12 protein-coding genes are annotated in these 15,895 nt (G+C 47.7%); 9 read left to right on the top strand and 3 right to left on the bottom strand.

Features of this window, described 5'->3' with window-relative positions:
- Positions 1 to 7 precede the first annotated feature (7 nt).
- The 5 genes from PMI05_RS04645 to PMI05_RS04625 are packed head-to-tail and all read left to right on the top strand — an operon-like array spanning position 8 to position 4,464.
- Positions 8 to 1,324: an ABC transporter substrate-binding protein gene (locus tag PMI05_RS04645; protein ID WP_007717823.1), complete on the top strand. Its 1,317-nt coding sequence runs from the start codon at positions 8 to 10 to the stop codon at positions 1,322 to 1,324.
- A gap of 27 nt (positions 1,325 to 1,351) precedes the next feature.
- On the top strand, positions 1,352 to 2,239 hold the full coding sequence (locus PMI05_RS04640) for a carbohydrate ABC transporter permease (protein ID WP_007717821.1): 888 nt from the start codon (positions 1,352 to 1,354) through the stop codon (positions 2,237 to 2,239).
- 13 nt (positions 2,240 to 2,252) lie between these two features.
- Positions 2,253 to 3,056 (top strand): carbohydrate ABC transporter permease, encoded by an 804-nt coding sequence (locus PMI05_RS04635; protein ID WP_007717820.1) that lies wholly within the window; start codon positions 2,253 to 2,255, stop codon positions 3,054 to 3,056.
- A gap of 18 nt (positions 3,057 to 3,074) precedes the next feature.
- Complete coding sequence (locus tag PMI05_RS04630) at positions 3,075 to 3,896, top strand: sugar phosphate isomerase/epimerase family protein (RefSeq protein WP_039960260.1); 822 nt, start codon at positions 3,075 to 3,077, stop codon at positions 3,894 to 3,896.
- Position 3,897: 1 nt separating this feature from the next.
- Positions 3,898 to 4,464 carry a glycerol-3-phosphate responsive antiterminator gene (locus PMI05_RS04625; RefSeq protein ID WP_007717818.1) on the top strand — a complete coding sequence of 189 codons (567 nt, stop codon included), beginning with the start codon at positions 3,898 to 3,900 and terminating at the stop codon, positions 4,462 to 4,464.
- Positions 4,465 to 4,572: 108 nt separating this feature from the next.
- Here PMI05_RS04625 and PMI05_RS04620 read toward each other — a convergent pair whose 3' ends face one another.
- Positions 4,573 to 5,436: an S-layer homology domain-containing protein gene (locus tag PMI05_RS04620; RefSeq protein ID WP_007717816.1), complete on the bottom strand. Its 864-nt coding sequence runs from the start codon at positions 5,434 to 5,436 to the stop codon at positions 4,573 to 4,575.
- A gap of 230 nt (positions 5,437 to 5,666) precedes the next feature.
- Here PMI05_RS04620 and PMI05_RS04615 point away from each other — a divergent pair, with 230 nt between their 5' ends.
- From PMI05_RS04615 to PMI05_RS04605, 3 genes are all read left to right on the top strand, one after another.
- Positions 5,667 to 6,764 (top strand): nitric oxide synthase oxygenase, encoded by a 1,098-nt coding sequence (locus PMI05_RS04615; protein WP_007717815.1) that lies wholly within the window; start codon positions 5,667 to 5,669, stop codon positions 6,762 to 6,764.
- 204 nt (positions 6,765 to 6,968) lie between these two features.
- A complete protein-coding gene (locus PMI05_RS04610) occupies positions 6,969 to 7,373 on the top strand; it encodes a hypothetical protein (RefSeq protein ID WP_007717813.1) in 405 nt (134 codons plus the stop codon).
- Between the two features lie 174 nt (positions 7,374 to 7,547).
- On the top strand, positions 7,548 to 8,513 hold the full coding sequence (locus PMI05_RS04605) for an iron-hydroxamate ABC transporter substrate-binding protein (protein ID WP_007717811.1): 966 nt from the start codon (positions 7,548 to 7,550) through the stop codon (positions 8,511 to 8,513).
- 70 nt (positions 8,514 to 8,583) lie between these two features.
- Here the strand turns inward: PMI05_RS04605 and PMI05_RS04600 are convergent, their stop codons facing one another.
- The gene (locus tag PMI05_RS04600; protein WP_007717807.1) at positions 8,584 to 10,206 is read right to left on the bottom strand and encodes a family 10 glycosylhydrolase; all 1,623 of its coding nucleotides are present in this window, start codon (positions 10,204 to 10,206) and stop codon (positions 8,584 to 8,586) included.
- A gap of 218 nt (positions 10,207 to 10,424) precedes the next feature.
- Between PMI05_RS04600 and PMI05_RS04595 the strand changes: the two genes are divergently transcribed.
- On the top strand, positions 10,425 to 11,375 hold the full coding sequence (locus PMI05_RS04595) for an acetyltransferase (RefSeq protein ID WP_007717805.1): 951 nt from the start codon (positions 10,425 to 10,427) through the stop codon (positions 11,373 to 11,375).
- 53 nt (positions 11,376 to 11,428) lie between these two features.
- On the opposite strand, the gene PMI05_RS04590 is transcribed toward PMI05_RS04595, so the two are convergent.
- Positions 11,429 to 15,895, bottom strand: a 4,467-nt coding sequence (locus tag PMI05_RS04590) for an LPXTG cell wall anchor domain-containing protein (protein WP_007717802.1), incomplete at its 5' end; no start/stop codon positions are given.

Below are 15,895 nucleotides of genomic sequence, written 5' to 3'. Positions count from 1 at the left end.
TACTGTGATGCGTAAAGTTGTCAAAAGCTTGTTTGCGGTCGTCATGAGTATGAGTCTGATCACGGGTTGCTCCAGTGGCAATTCTTCGTCCACGAACAACGCGGTGCAAGGAGCCACTTCGTCAGGCAAAACAGAGCTGTCCTTCTATTATCCGGTTGCGGTTGGCGGTCCTTTGACCAAGATCGTGGACGGAATGGCAGAGGAATTTAACAAAGAAAACCCAGATATCACAGTCAAGCCAGTGTATACGGGCAGCTATCAGGATACGACGACAAAAGTACAGGCAGCTGTACAGGGCAAGACTCCTCCCGACGTAGCGGTGATGCTCTCAACTGAGCTACATACGATGATGGACATGGATGCAATCCTTCCGTTGGACGACTTTATTGCCAAGGATGGCGGCAGCGAATACGTAAAAGATTTCTTCCCAGGCTTTTTGGCGAATTCCCAAGTAGACGGCAAGACATACAGCATTCCATTCCAACGCAGCACCATCGTGCTCTATTACAACAAGGACGCGTTCAAGGAAGTCGGGCTTGATCCGGAAAAACCACCGACATCATGGGACGAGCTGGTTCAGTACGCTGGCAAATTGAAAAAGGACGGACGCTACGGCGTCGAGATTCCTTCCTCGAGCTTCACGTATTGGATGTTCCAAGCGCTGGCCCTGCAAAACGGCAAGAACTTGATGTCCGAAGATGGGAAAAAAGTGTTTTTTGATACGCCAGAAAATGTAGAAGCTCTGCAATTTTGGGTAGATTTGTCCAAAAAGCATCAAGTTATGCCTGAAGGCGTCAACGAGTGGGCGACTGTACCTTCTGATTTCTTGGAAGGCAAAACGGCGATGATGTTCCATACGACAGGGAACCTGACGAACGTGAAGAAAAGCGCGAAGTTTGATTTTGGCGTAGCGTTTTTGCCAGCGAAAAAGAACTACGGCAGCCCGACAGGTGGCGGTAACTTCTACATGTTCAAGGGAACGGATGAAAAGAAACAGGAAGCGGCATGGAAGTTCATTCGCTTTATGACCGAGCCTAAGCGCGCTGCTCAGTGGAGCGTCGATACGGGTTATGTTGCTACACGCAAATCTGCATACGAAGAAGAGACTATGAAGCAATACGTCAAGGACTTCCCGGCAGCAGCAGTAGCTCGCGACCAGCTGGAATACGGTCATGCTGAGCTGTCTACACACAATAACGGCAAAGTGACAAAGCTCTTGAACGACACACTGCAATCTGTGATTACTGGTCAATCTGAGCCTGCGGAAGCATTGAAAAAAGCGCAGGAAGAAGCGGACAAGATGCTGGCGCCGTTCAACAAATAAATCAAGCAAGGCAATGGGGGAGCGACAATGGGGGAACTACGCGCAAAATGGAAAGTGAACATGTACGCCTGGCTCTTGCTCCTTCCCTCCCTCATCTTCCTGCTGTTGTTTACCTTCTATCCGGTTATACAAACGTTCATACTCAGTTTTCATCAAGCGGATCTGGGTTCTCCAGAGCCGTTTTTTAACGGGATAGATAATTATAAACAAATGGTGGAAGATGAAGTGTTTTGGAAGGTGCTGACCAATAATATCTGGTTTGCCATCGGAACGGTGCCGACGAGTGTGGCTCTCGCGCTAGCTATGGCTCTGTTCGCCAACAAGGCATTACGAGGGAAGAGCTTTATCCGCACGGCTTATTTTTACCCGACAGTTGTTCCGATGATTGCAGTGGCGAACATCTGGCTGTTTATTTACACACCGGAGTACGGAGCGCTTAGTCATGTGATGGAGTGGTTCGGAAAAGGCGACATGAACTGGCTCGGCGATCAGAAAAATGTGATGTGGGCGATGATCTTCATGGTCATTTGGAAGGAAGCGGGCTATTTCATGATCTTTTATTTGGCGGGGCTGCAAAACATTTCGCAGGAGCTATACGAATCCGCCTCCATGGAAGGGGCATCGTCGTGGACAGTTTTTCGCCGCATCACCTTTCCGCTGCTCATGCCAACGACGATGTTTGTCAGTATTATCGCCTTCACTAACTCTTTCAAGCTGGTAGACCATTTGGTGATCATGACCAAAGGCGGACCGGATAATGCCAGCAATCTCTTGCTGTACTACATATACGAGACGGCGTTTTCATTCTGGGATCAAGGAATGGCTTCGGCATTGACGATTGTCATGGTCGTGCTGCTGCTGTTAGTCGCTGCTTTTCAGTTTTTTGGTATGGATAAAAAGATTCATTACAACTAAGGGGGGATGGCAGATGCTTCGCAAAATCACAACGGTTGGAATGTACGGCTTGGCCGTTCTCTGGTTGTTTCCTTTGCTCTGGGCGGTCTGGACTTCCTTTCGCCCGAGGGAGCTGGCGACTTCGTGGTCGCTCAGTGCAGATTTTACACTCGATAACTATGCGAAGGTGTGGGACGCAGCGCCCTTCGATCAGTACTACATCAATACCTTTTTGATCGTGACTGGTATTTTGGTGGCGCAAATTATTACGGCTACACTGGCAGCCTATGCCTTTGCGAAGCTGCAATTTTGGGGAAAGGATGTGTTGTTTGTCCTGTTCCTGGTCCAGCTCATGGTCCCGGCGGATATTTTGATTTTCCCCAACTATAACGTCTTGCGTGACTTGTCTTTGCTGGATACCAAAATCGGCATTATGCTGCCGTACTTCGCTTCTGCCTTCGGGGTCTTTCTGTTGAGACAAACTTTCAAGACAATCCCGAACGAGCTGGAGGAGGCGGCGCGGATGGAGGGCTGCTCCTGGTTCCAAATTCTGTGGCGGGTGTACGTTCCGTTAGCGAAGCCGACCTACATTGCGTTTGGTTTGGTCTCGGTGAGCTACCATTGGAACAACTTCATGTGGCCGTTGATTATTACGAATTCCGTGGAAAATCGTCCGTTGACGGTCGGTCTGGCGATTTTTGCCCAATCGTTTGAGACAGGGGCGCAGTGGGCCGAGGTAAGTGCAGCGACGGTCATGGTGATTTTTCCGTTGTTGCTGGCATTTTTGTTGTTTCAGCGGCAGTTTATCAACAGCTTCATCCACTCCGGCGTGAAATAAGAGGGAGGGTCATGAATGATGAGAGACAAAAGCTCGTTTGCCGTATCCACTTATGCGATATTTGATCTGTCCTTGCGCAATGCTATCATTCAGCTTTTGCACCATGATTGGAAGGGCATCGAGATTATGTGTGAAGAGAATCATGCCGACCTCTTGGACTGGTCCCGGGAGCAGTTGAAAGAGTTGAAGCAGCTGGGAGACGAGAGAGGGATTGCCTGGTCGATTCATGCGCCGATTAGCGGATGCAATCTGGCGGCGGACACAGGATCAACCCGGGATCAAACGATGGACACGATGAAGCGCTGCCTGGAGATTGCCAGCTTTCTCGACTGCACCCATGTCGTGATGCATGCGGGGGAGGTAGAGGACCGACTCGCGGAAACAGAGCGTGCCAGAGGTGTGGAAAATGTGAGTCAGGCACTCCAGGTGTTGACCTCCGAGCTGTCCGCAGAGAGTAGAACCATACTGACGGTCGAGAATGTTCCCCCTTATCCAAAAGTGCTGGGGTGGAACGTCGAGGATCTCGTGCGTATATGCCGTCACGTACAATCCTCTCGCGTGGGAATCGTGTACGACGTGGGCCATGCACATTTGATTCGTCCGGGATATGCGATCGATGCATTGCAGGAGGTACTTCCTCATTTGTCTGCTCTTCACCTGAGTGATAACCTTGGCAAGCTGGACGACCATTTGGCAGTGGGTGACGGAACGATTCCGTTCGCATCTATCCTGTCACTTTTAAAAGACAATGGATTCGCGGGTCATTGGGTTGTAGAGACCAAGCAGCTTGGCTGCGCTGAGGTAAGTGTTGAACGGCTACTGAGGGCAGGAGGCGAATAACATGGACATGCAAACGATTTTGAAAACGAATCCGGTTATTGCGGCAACCGAACAGGATCGCTTGGGAGAGGCAATGGCGTCCCGAGCTTGCGCGATCCTTTTGATGTACGGAAAGCTGACCAAGCTGATGGAGGAAGCCGAAACCATCCGTCAGTCGAGCAAGCCGATTTTTTTGCACACAGACCTCATGAATGGCTTGTCCAATGACAAAGAGGCTTTTCGTTTCTTGTCGACCTATATCCAACCAACGGGCATTGTCACTACCAAGGGACCAATGATTCGCGCGGCCAAAAAGGAAGGGATGCTGACGATCCAGCGCGTATTTTTGATTGATTCGACCTCACTCACGACGACCATTAAAAACGTCTTGGAAAACCAGCCGGATGCGATTGAAATCATGCCGGGGATAGCGCCGTCGATTATTTCGTATATCAAGGAGCATTTGGCGCAGCCGATTATTTTGGGTGGGTTGATTTGGAATATGGAACAGGTCAACGAAGCGTTGAAGAGTGGAGCAGATGCTGTTTCGTTGAGTAAGTCGGAGATGTGGAACCATATGACGGTTTAGGAGAAAGGGCAGGTGTGAAAGCACCTGTCTTTTTTTCGTCTACATAAAAACACCTCCATACCAGTTAAGGAAGTGGAGGTGTTTTTATTGAGTAACAAGTTTGATCTTCTATTTGCTCGAGTGTAAGTGCAGGTTGCCTAATTCCTTCATATCTAGATACATTCTATACAAAATGGTTACTGCTTCTGCGCGGGTTAACATTTCGTTCGGCTCGAATTCGCCATTCCATGCGGTCATGATCCCTTTTTGTTGCAAGAGGGCAATGTTGAACGCAGTATTTACGCTGTAGGTATCATAGAAGCGATATAAGTCCCCTTTTTTCTTGACGATGAAAGGGAAAAGTGTGTTCGTCCGGTTTTCCCCGTCATCATCAAAGCCAAACCGTCCATCTGAGAGTAAATCGACTTTAGGCGGTAAATCTGTATCGGGAGCAATGATAATGGGGATATCACGCATAGACATAATCGTCTGAACCACGGCAGGGTCATCGATATCGTATGAGCTTTCTAGCAACCAAACAGGGAGGACGTAGACTGTGCCGATGCGATTTAACTTGGAATCTGGATAGAAGTTGTAGCCGTGTTGAGAAAGAAAAACGGCATTCGACAATTCCATTGTCACGATTGAGCTGATCTCCTTATAGGCCCAGTGGTTTTTCGGCACATCGGCAAAGTGATCAATTTGAAAATCTGGGATATAGTAGTTACCATTTGGATCGAAAGGTCTGTAGCGATCAAACAGGCGATAGATCATCACCGTCATTTCAGCTTTGTCCACCCATCTTCCCGGCTGAAAGCTTCCGTCGGGATAGCCGCTGACGACCCCAATGTCTACCATGAAGGAGATAGCGTCCATTGCCCAGCCATATTGCTTGGGATCGACATCTTTAAATGCTGGTGCAGCCAGTGCTGCAGGTTGCTGAAAGGCAGTTAGTCCTAGAATAAGTGCTAGTAAGAGAATGATGCGTTTCATGTCCTTACCTTCCTTTCTTGACATTCTCTGGGTGATCTTTATTTATTCATCGGCGAAAAGACCTTGACGTTACAGTTAGGTTGAATGCTTCCGTGTTTCTTACAGATATGTGTCCATATGCCTGCATGATTGGTAATCAAGCACGAGTAATTTTATAATGTAGGTAACAAAATTCTACGATGAAGAAAATAACAGCGAAGTGACACCCTTCAGCGTGAAAAGAGGGTAATATGGAACCAATTCAATTGATGGAAGCGGCAGAGCAATTTATCCGGACATGCTATCGTGAGCTGGACAAGACAACGGACGAAACCGAGCAACGGCTACAAGAAGTACGACAGCTGATTCATCAGCAGGGATACTATGAGCATACGGCTGAGGAGCTTCGGCACGGAGCAAAAATGGCCTGGCGCAATAGCAATCGATGTATTGGGCGATTCTTTTGGGAATCGTTACTTGTGATAGATGAGCGGCACGTCGAAACAGAAGAAGAGATGGCGCAGGCCATGCTCCGACACATCGACTTTGCCACCAATGATGGGAAAATTCGCCCGACCATCACGGTTTTTGCACCTGCTGTAGCAGGCAGAGCTCCCATGCGCATCTGGAATGACCAGCTAATTCGCTACGCGGGATACGAGACAGAGTACGGCGTATTGGGTGATCCAGTTTCGCTTTCGCTGACGAAGCTATGTGAGAGCTTGGGATGGCAAGGGAAAGGCACAAACTACGACGTTTTACCGCTTGTCGTGCAAATTGGAGATCAGACGCCGCAGTTTTTTGAGATTCCTCAGGAGCTGGTCTTGGAAGTGCCGATCGTGCATCCCGATTTGCCGGGCTTTGCTGATATGAAATTGCAATGGTATGGGGTTCCTATTGTTTCGAATATGCGCATGGAGATTGGCGGTATCGACTATTTGGCCGCGCCTTTTAACGGCTGGTACATGGGGACGGAGATCGGTGCGCGCAATTTCGCTGATCAAGAGCGATATAACATGCTGCCAAAGGTCGCAGAGGTCATGGGGCTCGATACGAGCAAGGAAGCGACACTTTGGAGAGACAAAGCGCTCATCGAGCTAAACGTAGCTGTCTTGCATTCCTTCAAGGAAAAAGGAGTATCGATTGTCGATCACCATACGGCGAGCCAGCAATTCAAGCGATTTGAGGAAAGAGAAGAGAAATGTGGTCGACCCGTTACTGGTGACTGGACATGGCTAGTTCCACCGATCTCCGGAACAGCTACACACATTTTCCACAGTCTGTACGATAACACAAACCATACGCCGAATTTCTTTTACCAAGACAAGCCGGAGCTCGGCAAAAAATAAGGCTTTCACATGTCGCGAACATGCTTCGCGGCATTTTTTTGTGACGAATTGTGAATGGTATTTCGGAGAACCGAGGATGTGCGATGACTTAAGGAAAATTTTAGTTTTACCCCACAATTCTTTTTAACATTTCATCTTAACCTAGATTTAGCAAGTAAGAGATTTACTTGCACATAAAAAAGGAAATGAAAAGGAGCGAGACCAATGAAAAAGAAATGGATGACAACTGCATCAGCTTTGTTACTTACTGGGGTGATTGGTACGGTTATACCGTATGCAACCACAACCGCAGATGCAAAAGTAAACGTAGCGGAAAAAAGTAACCTAGACCTAACGATTGCATTCGTTTTTTCTAAGGATGGCCAGTCAGTAACCATTAAAGACAGTCAACTAGGTGAGCACAAGGCTACGGTTAAAGATCTCTCCGAGAAGTTAGGTATCAAGGCAGATGATCTTAATCTATCTTCATATATGATTGAAATGAAACCAAATGCGACAGGCAGCAAGATTGTTGTCAAAGAAACCTCCTTTAAAGGTGAAGTGAAAGAGTATGAGACCAACGATAATGATGTCCTCATGCTGTTCGGTCTTCACAAAGTAACTAAATAAGCCAAAAAAATAAAGCTACCAATGTCGCGAACATACTTCGCGGCATTTTTTTGTGACGGATTGTAAATGGTATCTCGGAGATCGAAAAAGATGGGCAGAGCTAGCTCTTTATGCTAATATTCACGAGAATGATTATCAATTTCAATTCTTGATGAAGGAGAGGTTCTTTTGAGAATGAGAAAATCAGGCTTAGATAAGATCATAATGGTAGCCTTTATTATGATCATGATCAGCATGTTATCAGCCTGCGGACAAGCACCAGCTAATCCAACTGCTCAACCCGCGCAGGAAAGTTCAGTTAACGAGACTAACAATGAATATATCAACTACCAGGCGTTTAATGGCACAGTGAGAATTCCTAAGGACCCAAAAAGGGTTGTGATACTTGCGGACAGCTATGTTGGACATTTTCTGACACTGGGGATCAAGCCTATCGGTATCACGGAGCATGCTATGGGAAACCCGTATTTTAAAGGGAAGCTGGATGGTATCGAAAGCGTGGGCGACGGAACATCGGTAGAAAAAGTACTGGGGATGAATCCTGATTTACTTATTGTGTTTGAAGGGGATCAGAATATCGAGCAGTTCACCAAAATAGCTCCAACGGTAGTGATTCCATACGGTAAGAAGCCAATTCGCGAAGAACTGCGGGAGTTTGGCAAAATGACAGGAAGAGAAGACAAGGCGAATGAGTGGATTGCCGAATGGGACAAGAAAATAGCTGAGGCAAAACCCAAAGTACAAGCAGCGGTAGGAGATAAAACCGTTTCGATTCTGCAGCCATACGCCAAGGGGATCTATGCGTTTGGGCACAACTTCGGAAGGGGTGGAGACATCCTTTACGGCGAATTCCAGTTGAAGGCTCCGAATGCCGTACAAAAAGAAACCATTGATAGCAATACCGGCTGGGCGGAGGTCTCGCTTGAAACACTGCCGGAATTTGCGGGAGACTACATTTTTACCAGTGCATGGTCTGGAGATGATGCCAATCCGGAGAGTGTATACAGTACAAACGTTTGGAAAGGCTTGTCGGCAGTAAAAAATAACCAGGTTTTTCAGATTGATCAGAAAGGCTCCTATTTTAATGACCCGATCTCCTTGGAAGCGCAACTCAAGTTCATTGTAGAAAAATTAACGTAGAAGAAAAAAGCCCCGAAACACATGTAGCAAGTTTGCTCTGCTACGAGTATTCGGGGTTTTTGCTATTTATCTAGCGGTTGTAATAACTGCTAAGAGCTGGGAGCAGTCCTAATGGGTTTTTCCGCAAGTCCTTGGCACTAAAGAAAATGCTGCCCTGAACCTGAGGAACCATCGCGTTGTAATTCAACTGGTTGATAATCTCCTGGGCACTCTGCCAGCCTGCCTCAGCCGTTCCCAGCTTGTAAGGGGAATGACCGACGTAGAGCTTGACGTTCGTCCCTTGTACTTCGTTTGCCCACCAAGTAACGAGTTTGTCGTATTGGGCAGGGGCGAAGGAAAAGCTCCAATAAATTTGCGGAGTCACATAATCGATCCATCCTTGTTGAATCCACGTGCGCACATCGGCAAACATGTGGTCATAAGCAGTAACGCCAGCTTTTGTATCGGAGCCAGTCGGATCGACGTTGCTGTTGCGCCATACACCGAATGGACTGATCCCGAACTGAACGTGAGGCTTGACGCTCTTGATGGACTGATTCAATTGTTGAACAAACTGATTGATATTATCGCGGCGCCAGTCTGCTTTGGACACGATTTTTTTGCTGTTGTAAGCCTTGAATGCTGCATCGTCTGCAAAGGCGACATTGGAAGGATAGAAATAATCATCCAGATGGACACCATCGATGTCGTAGCGCTGCACGACTTCCATTACTTCATTGATAATTTGCTGACGTGCCGCCGGAACACCCGGATTGATGTACAGCTTTTTGTTGGCATTCACAATCCAGTCAGGGTGCTGCTTGATCACGTGATTCGCTGGCAATTGGTCTGTTTTTGCATCCGTAGTGGCACGAAACGGGTTGAACCAAGCATGGAATTGCATCCCGCGTCTATGCGTTTCTTCTACCATAAAGGCAAGCGGGTCGTAGCCAGGATCTTTCCCTGGAGTTCCCGTCAAAAATCTCGACCATGGAGTGAGTGTAGACGGATACAGAGCATCTCCAGATGGACGCACTTGCACGAAGGCAGCGTTCATTCCCATAGCTTGCAGCTCATCGAGCAACTGTATGTATTCTTGTTGCTGTTTCGCTGGGTTTGCGTAAGAACCGGAAGAGGGCCAGTCCAAGTTGTAGACCGTAGATATCCATACCCCGCGCAAATCTCCGTTTGTCACGACAGGTGTGCCTGGTTCCATTCCGCCAGTTTCACTCAATACATCCTGTGGTGGCGGAGTCATGGTAGCGACGTTGCCGCTTTGCAGGCGAATGGTTCTTGTTTTGTCTTCCCATTTTACCGCAAGGCCCAACTGCTCGGAGACAAAACGCAGCGGAACCATGATTCTTCCTTGTTTGTTCTGAACAGAAGCATCGAGTGGGATGCTGTTGTTGTTCACGAGAGCGTTCTTCTGATTAACCGTCATGGACAACAAGGTATCTTGTTTGCTGATCATTGCGGTTTGAGACTTTGGCTCCCAATTTACTTCGGCTCCCAGATTTTCGCCGATCACTCGCATAGGGACCATTGTTACGTTTGCTTTTGGAATTATGTACGGAGCGACGTCACTTTTGATTTGTTGCCCGTCCAAATAGATGCTGATGCCAGAGGATGTCTGCGCGGCCTGCACGGATATCCCCATCGTTGGAATACATAGTACGAACATTAGCAAAAGCATAAACCACTTGCGTACTTTCATTTTTGCCAATCCTCCGACAAGATAGATTTGCTTAATACATTAGCCAATTCGTTAGACGCTTTATTATATCGCTTTGTTTCGCTCAAGTGGGAAGTTTCGGCAAAAAATGACGAGACTCATCGAAGCAAGGGAACCACCCAAGCTGCTCTGGCATAGGCAAAAGCATAAGTTGTTTTCCTTCTGGTCATGGGACAAAAGAGAGGGAAAGGAGTGCAAGCATGAGTTCTTTTCTTGCGCCAAAGGCACCGATTGTTTTTGTTCCGGGGTTGTTTGGGTCGATGAGTGATCAAATTATTCCGGGTACTGGTGACTGGGGCTTCGGGTTTGCCCGAACGGCTTACGAGCCATTTATCCGTTTGCTTGGAAAAATGGGTTACCCCCTCAATGAACAATTGTTTGTAGCCTTTTATGATTGGCGAAGGCAGATCGATATTTCAGCCGAGCGATTTTTGCTGCCTGTCATCGAGCGAGCGAAGCAAACGACAGGTTCCCCGTATGTCAATCTCATTTGCCATAGCATGGGGGGCCTTGTTGCTAGAGCCTATGTCCAGAGCGAATTTTATCAAAACGATGTGGATCAGCTGCTCGCTTTTGCGACTCCCAACGCAGGATCGCCTGTCGCCTACAGCTATTGGGCAGGAGGGAAGCTGCCGCGCTCCGTTTCTGCCAAAAGAAATGTCGTAGAGCTATACATGAATGTATATCTGGCATATTTGGAGCAAAGCATCCCTTTTCATCGTATACAAGCTATTCACAGACACTTTCCCAGTCTCCTTGATCTCACCCCGTCAGCAGCATATGGCGATTATTTGCTGGAGAAAAAACAGGGGGTAGAAGCCTTCGTACCTTATGAACAAATGGTCGTGAAAAATCAATACATGGACTTCTTGAACGCAACGATGGGGATTATCGCTGCTCGCAATATTCGCGTCACGCTGGTAGCAGGCATTGGACACGAAACGATTCATTACCTGCGAACAGTCCCTTCGCTGTCTCCCGATAAATGGGTAGATGGAAGAGTAGTGGGCTCGATCAATAGTGACGCTGGGGATGGGAGTGTCATGGCAAACAGTGTATTCGCGCTGGAAGGTGAGCGTTATTACGTAGAGGCGACACATCTGGAGATTTTGTATAAAAGTGAACCGCTTCTCCGGCAATTGCTAGAGTAGGGAAAAAAGAGGACCAAGCCGGGAAAATCCCTGGACTTGGTCCTTTAGATGAGCTACGCTTTCCTGTTTCTGCGATACATGATCGAAATACCGATCAAGATCGAAACGATACCTGCAACGATTGGGAGTGGGTTAGCCTGTTCTCCAGTCTGAGGCAAGACTTTACCTGTAGATGGAGAATCGTTGTTGGTTTCCAAGACGTTGGAGTTATTGGCAGCTCCCGAATCGCTTGGTTTGGTCGTATTTCCTGTTTGATTCAACTCTCCTGAAGTGTTGGGGTTCGTAGTGTTGTTGTTGTTGTTGTTGTTGTTGTTTGCATCAGGAGTGCCAGGTTGGACTGGGTTACCAGGTTGATCTGGGTTACCAGGTTGATCTGGGTTACCAGGTTGGTCTGGGTTGCCAGGTTGATCTGGGTTACCAGGTTGGTCCGGTTTGCTAGGTTTATCTGGTTTGTCTGGTTTATCCGGTTTCTCTGGCTTCTCTGGTTTTTCCGGTTCAGGCTCTGGCTCAGGTTCTGGTTTAGGCTCTGGCTTAGGTTCTGGCTTTGGTTCGGGCTTCGGCTCAGGTTTCGGCTCAGGTTTTGGCTCAGGATTTCCGCCACCACCGCCACCGCCACCACCGGAGGTCACGTCATTTTCGACCGTCACCAGCACATGGTCGCCAGCTACTTGGTTTCTTTTAATCTCGAACTCGATTGGCTTGCTGCTTTTTACATAACCAGCAGGTGCCTTCGTCTCGATAAACTCATACTTGCCTGGATTCAGGCCTTCGACAATCAGCTCTCCGTTGCCATCTGTAGTCAGCTCTGTAAGCTCCTGACCGTTCATGTCTTTGGCTACCTTACCAGTTTCATCGCGGAGCGTAAATTCGGCTCCTTTGAGTTTATGGTTTGGGTATCCCGTTCTAACTTTGGTCAGTTTCACAGATCCTGGGTTCAATCTGTTGGTCAACGTGAGAGAGGCCGTGCCTTCATCTGTCACTTCGAATTTCAGTGGTTCAGCCAGCTCATAATCAGCAAGAGCTTTTGTTTCCACGAGCTGGTAGAATCCTGCTTTCAAGTTCTCGAGTAGAAGGATACCGTCCTTATCCGTTGTGAGTCCACTTTTCAGTACTTTCCCGTCAGCATCTTGAAGCTCAAAGGTTACGCCAGGAAGTGGCTCTTTGGTGTAGTGGTCCACTTTCAGCAATTGAACGGACCCGATATTTTTGGCGTTCTTTTTCGTAAGGGTCACAATTTCTATCTGGTTGGAGGCGATTTTGAATGAAATAGGAGTCGCATCCAGTTTGTATCCCTTCGGAGCTTTCGTTTCGACTAGCTGATAGTTTCCTTCAGCCAGATTGCCTTTGGAGACTTTTCCGTCAGAGCCGGTTGTCAGCTCAGCGATCGTTTCGTATGCTCCGCCCTTTTCAACCTGTAGATTGAAGACAGCGCCTTCCAGCGTTTTTCCAGCATTCTCCGCGTCAACTTTTGTTAACTCAAATCCTTGACGGAGCAGCTTGTTGTCGATGGTCATTTCGATTGTAACTGGAATAGCTGGATCAGCACCTGCAGGAGCTTTTAACGTAATGTCTTTTCCGTTTCTGTACTCGTCTGCGATGACGTAGCCAACAGGAGCGGATAGTTCTTTTAGCTTGTACGCTTTAAATTTGTAGCCTTTGAAGGTGGCAATGCCATTTTCATCGGTCACGACTGTTTCCAGCAAGGTTTTCCCTGTCTTGTCGTACAGACCAAACGTGGCGCCTGCCAATGCTTTTTTTGTATCGGCGTCTGTTTTGACGATTTTCAAGTCGCCTTTACCAGGTGTGCCGGCTCCGCCACCAGCACCAGACAAGCTGACTTTGATACCCTCTTGTCCGTCTTTACCTTTACCTACAACTGTTTTCCCTGCAAAAGAGGCTTCGTTTTTGATGATCTCTCCATTATCAGCATTGATAAAGGAACGGTACTCCAGGATGTAGGCAGTGTGCAGATCGTTTTTGAAAGTCAGTTTAAAAGTGTTGCCGACTACTTCTAACGTGTAGTCCTCGGGGGCCATTTCTTTTCCGATAGCCAGAGCACCGGATTCAGAGACGATTGTCGTAAAGAGTTTGAAGGAGTCTTTCATCAGAATTTGATTGCTAGATAGCGTATCGGTCAATACAGCCCCAGCCGAAATATGAGACTGGCTCGGATTGATTCTTACTGTCCAGGTTGCATACTCTGAATCTGCTCCTGTACCTTGTACGCCTGTTTTGAGGACGTATTGCCCACCGTATGTCGGTCTGACGGTCGTCTTGCCTTTATAGAGTGGAGTGCCTGTTATGTCACTATCGTGCATAGTAGCATTGTTTTCGTACACTTCTCCGACAGGCAGATCAGCCAAACTGGTTGTGTACGTGATGCGATAGGCCGAGTCGATCTCGCCAAGATGCAGCTCAAAACCGTTGGTTAGTGGGTCGAATTTGATAGGAACAACTGGTCCTTCGACCACTTTCACGCCGTCTGCTCCACCTGTAAGCAGCAACTTATGCACTCGTAACGAGTCCTTCACAAAAGTTTGTTCTCCGGTATAAAAATCCCGGATGATCGCGTTGTTAATCTTGTGAAGGTTATAGTTCACATCGATTGTCCACGTGATTTCTTTTGTGCGGGCGTCGTATTTACCCGTTTTGTTGCCGTTATTGTTGGTGTAGCTGTCTGGTTTAACAGTAGCGGATTTCGTGATAGGGTCTTGTGCTTTCCCATTTTCCTTCCAGTTCAGTTCAGCCTTGTTTTTGTACGCGGATGGACGGTCCTTGGAAGTAGGATCGAACTTCGTCAGGTACGTAATCACAAGGGCTTTTGTAACTGGTTTGTGGAAGGTAATCTTGAGTCCGTCTTCGTACGTTGGATTCGGAGAGATGCTGTAGTCTTTGTCAGGACCTTCTTCCAAATCCTTTGACCAATCGTGGATCTTTACTTTGTCAGGAAGAAGAGTCAGCCCTTGACCCGCAAAACTGTCGGTAATGACGACTTCATCCATCACCTGATTGTCGTCGTTTAGACTAAGCGTCCATTCGATCGTTTTATCCAGGTAGTTCACTTTTTCTTTTTTGGCGTTTTTCCAGAAGATTGCTTGATTGATCTCTCTGGATGCATCTTTTTTGGTTCCATCATAGATCTCTACTTCATTTTTCACGAGGTAGCTGTCTTGGTGGACCCGATTTTTGGCTTTGGTTTGGTAGGTGATTTCGTAAGCAGCCGACACGTCATGGTCAAACTCCAAGCGGAAGCCGGTTGCCGACTCGGTTACGTTGTACCCTGTGATGGCAGCCCCGTCTTTTGTTCCGTTTCCGTTGTCGTCGATGGTCATTTTATGAACGGTAAAAGAACTATTCACGAGCTCTTGATGACTGGTATCAAAGCGATCCTCGAGCCATGCATCACCTTGCTTGATTAGTTTTTCATTGTAGTTGTACTGAATAGCCCAGGTGATCGTTTGTTTGTTGTAATCGTAGTTAATCGCCTTTTTGTTCAAAGGCTGGCTGAATCGGACAGAGACATTCGCGGAATCGATTAAATCCTTTGGAAGGTTCGTTCCTGCGACAGTGGCTTTATTCGTGTAGGTTGTATCTGTCGTACCGGTGACGTTGGTCTTGTACGCGACGCGATAAGCACCGTCGATGTCGCCAAAGTTTATTTTGAACCCGTTTCCTTCTGTTAATTTCTCAGGAGTGAAGGTGGTTACCTCAGCCTTTGGATTAACAGAGCCATTCAACTGAACTTCTAATGGGAAGACCTTAATCGAGCTCATGTCGATATCCAGATCGCTTGGAAGCTCATCCGTAAAGACAGCGCCTTTAATCGAATTTTCACTCAGATTAAAATCGACGGTCCAGTCGAGATAGCTAGGATTCATGCCCTTGTTTGCTTTTCCGTTCTTGTCGATTTCATTGTTGTTTTTGCCTTTGAAATGGACAGAGATCGGGGCGATGCCATCGAATTTGAAATCGATCTCCTGTCTCGTGCCACCCTCAAACTTTTTCTCATCGAATTCCCGCCACACATAGAATGTTCCGTCAGTAATCTCAGCGCCGTCATTGATGGCATCACTGAAAGTGAAGGTGACGGTGCCGGTTCCGGTGTCGTCTGTTGTCACTTCATAGGTGCCGTAGCCTCCGTTCAGATCTCCGGTCAAAATGCGATCGGTCCTAAACTTATCTGGGAGAGGGAAGGTAAAGGTGGCACCTTCTGAGTAAGGATGTCCAGCAGGGATTTGCCAGGTGAAATCAACTTGAACACGCGAGCCCTGATCGGGGCGGATGTCTTCAATGTTGTTTCCGTCTTTGTCCTTCATGACTACGCTGGTGATGATGTTGTCTTTGATGATGTTGTCTTCAGGGTCTGGAACTGGTACCGGTACCTCTGGTAGAGGAACTGGTGGTTCAACAGGTGGCGTAGTCGGAGTTCCCGTGCCCGGCGGAGTAGTAGGAGTTCCTGTGCCTGGATCGGTAGGAGTTCCTGTGCCCGGATCGGTAGGAGTTCCTGTGCCCGGATCGGT

The organism is Brevibacillus sp. BC25, from assembly GCF_000282075.1.
In the GTDB taxonomy this organism is placed as follows: Bacteria; Bacillota; Bacilli; order Brevibacillales; family Brevibacillaceae; genus Brevibacillus.
This window is presented reverse-complemented; position numbering and strand designations above follow the sequence as displayed.

Excerpts from the sequence above, each read along its gene's own strand:
- PMI05_RS04640 (WP_007717821.1), top strand. The coding sequence starts at position 1,352 with ATGGGGGAACTACGCGCAAAATGGAAAGTGAACATGTACGCCTGGCTC.
- PMI05_RS04605 (WP_007717811.1), top strand. The coding sequence starts at position 7,548 with ATGAGAAAATCAGGCTTAGATAAGATCATAATGGTAGCCTTTATTATG.
- PMI05_RS04595 (WP_007717805.1), top strand. The coding sequence starts at position 10,425 with ATGAGTTCTTTTCTTGCGCCAAAGGCACCGATTGTTTTTGTTCCGGGG.
- PMI05_RS04620 (WP_007717816.1), bottom strand. The coding sequence starts at position 5,436 with ATGAAACGCATCATTCTCTTACTAGCACTTATTCTAGGACTAACTGCC.
- PMI05_RS04625 (WP_007717818.1), top strand. The coding sequence starts at position 3,898 with ATGGACATGCAAACGATTTTGAAAACGAATCCGGTTATTGCGGCAACC.
- PMI05_RS04615 (WP_007717815.1), top strand. The coding sequence starts at position 5,667 with ATGGAACCAATTCAATTGATGGAAGCGGCAGAGCAATTTATCCGGACA.
- PMI05_RS04610 (WP_007717813.1), top strand. The coding sequence starts at position 6,969 with ATGAAAAAGAAATGGATGACAACTGCATCAGCTTTGTTACTTACTGGG.
- PMI05_RS04635 (WP_007717820.1), top strand. The coding sequence starts at position 2,253 with ATGCTTCGCAAAATCACAACGGTTGGAATGTACGGCTTGGCCGTTCTC.
- PMI05_RS04630 (WP_039960260.1), top strand. The coding sequence starts at position 3,075 with ATGAGAGACAAAAGCTCGTTTGCCGTATCCACTTATGCGATATTTGAT.
- PMI05_RS04600 (WP_007717807.1), bottom strand. The coding sequence starts at position 10,206 with ATGAAAGTACGCAAGTGGTTTATGCTTTTGCTAATGTTCGTACTATGT.
- PMI05_RS04645 (WP_007717823.1), top strand. The coding sequence starts at position 8 with ATGCGTAAAGTTGTCAAAAGCTTGTTTGCGGTCGTCATGAGTATGAGT.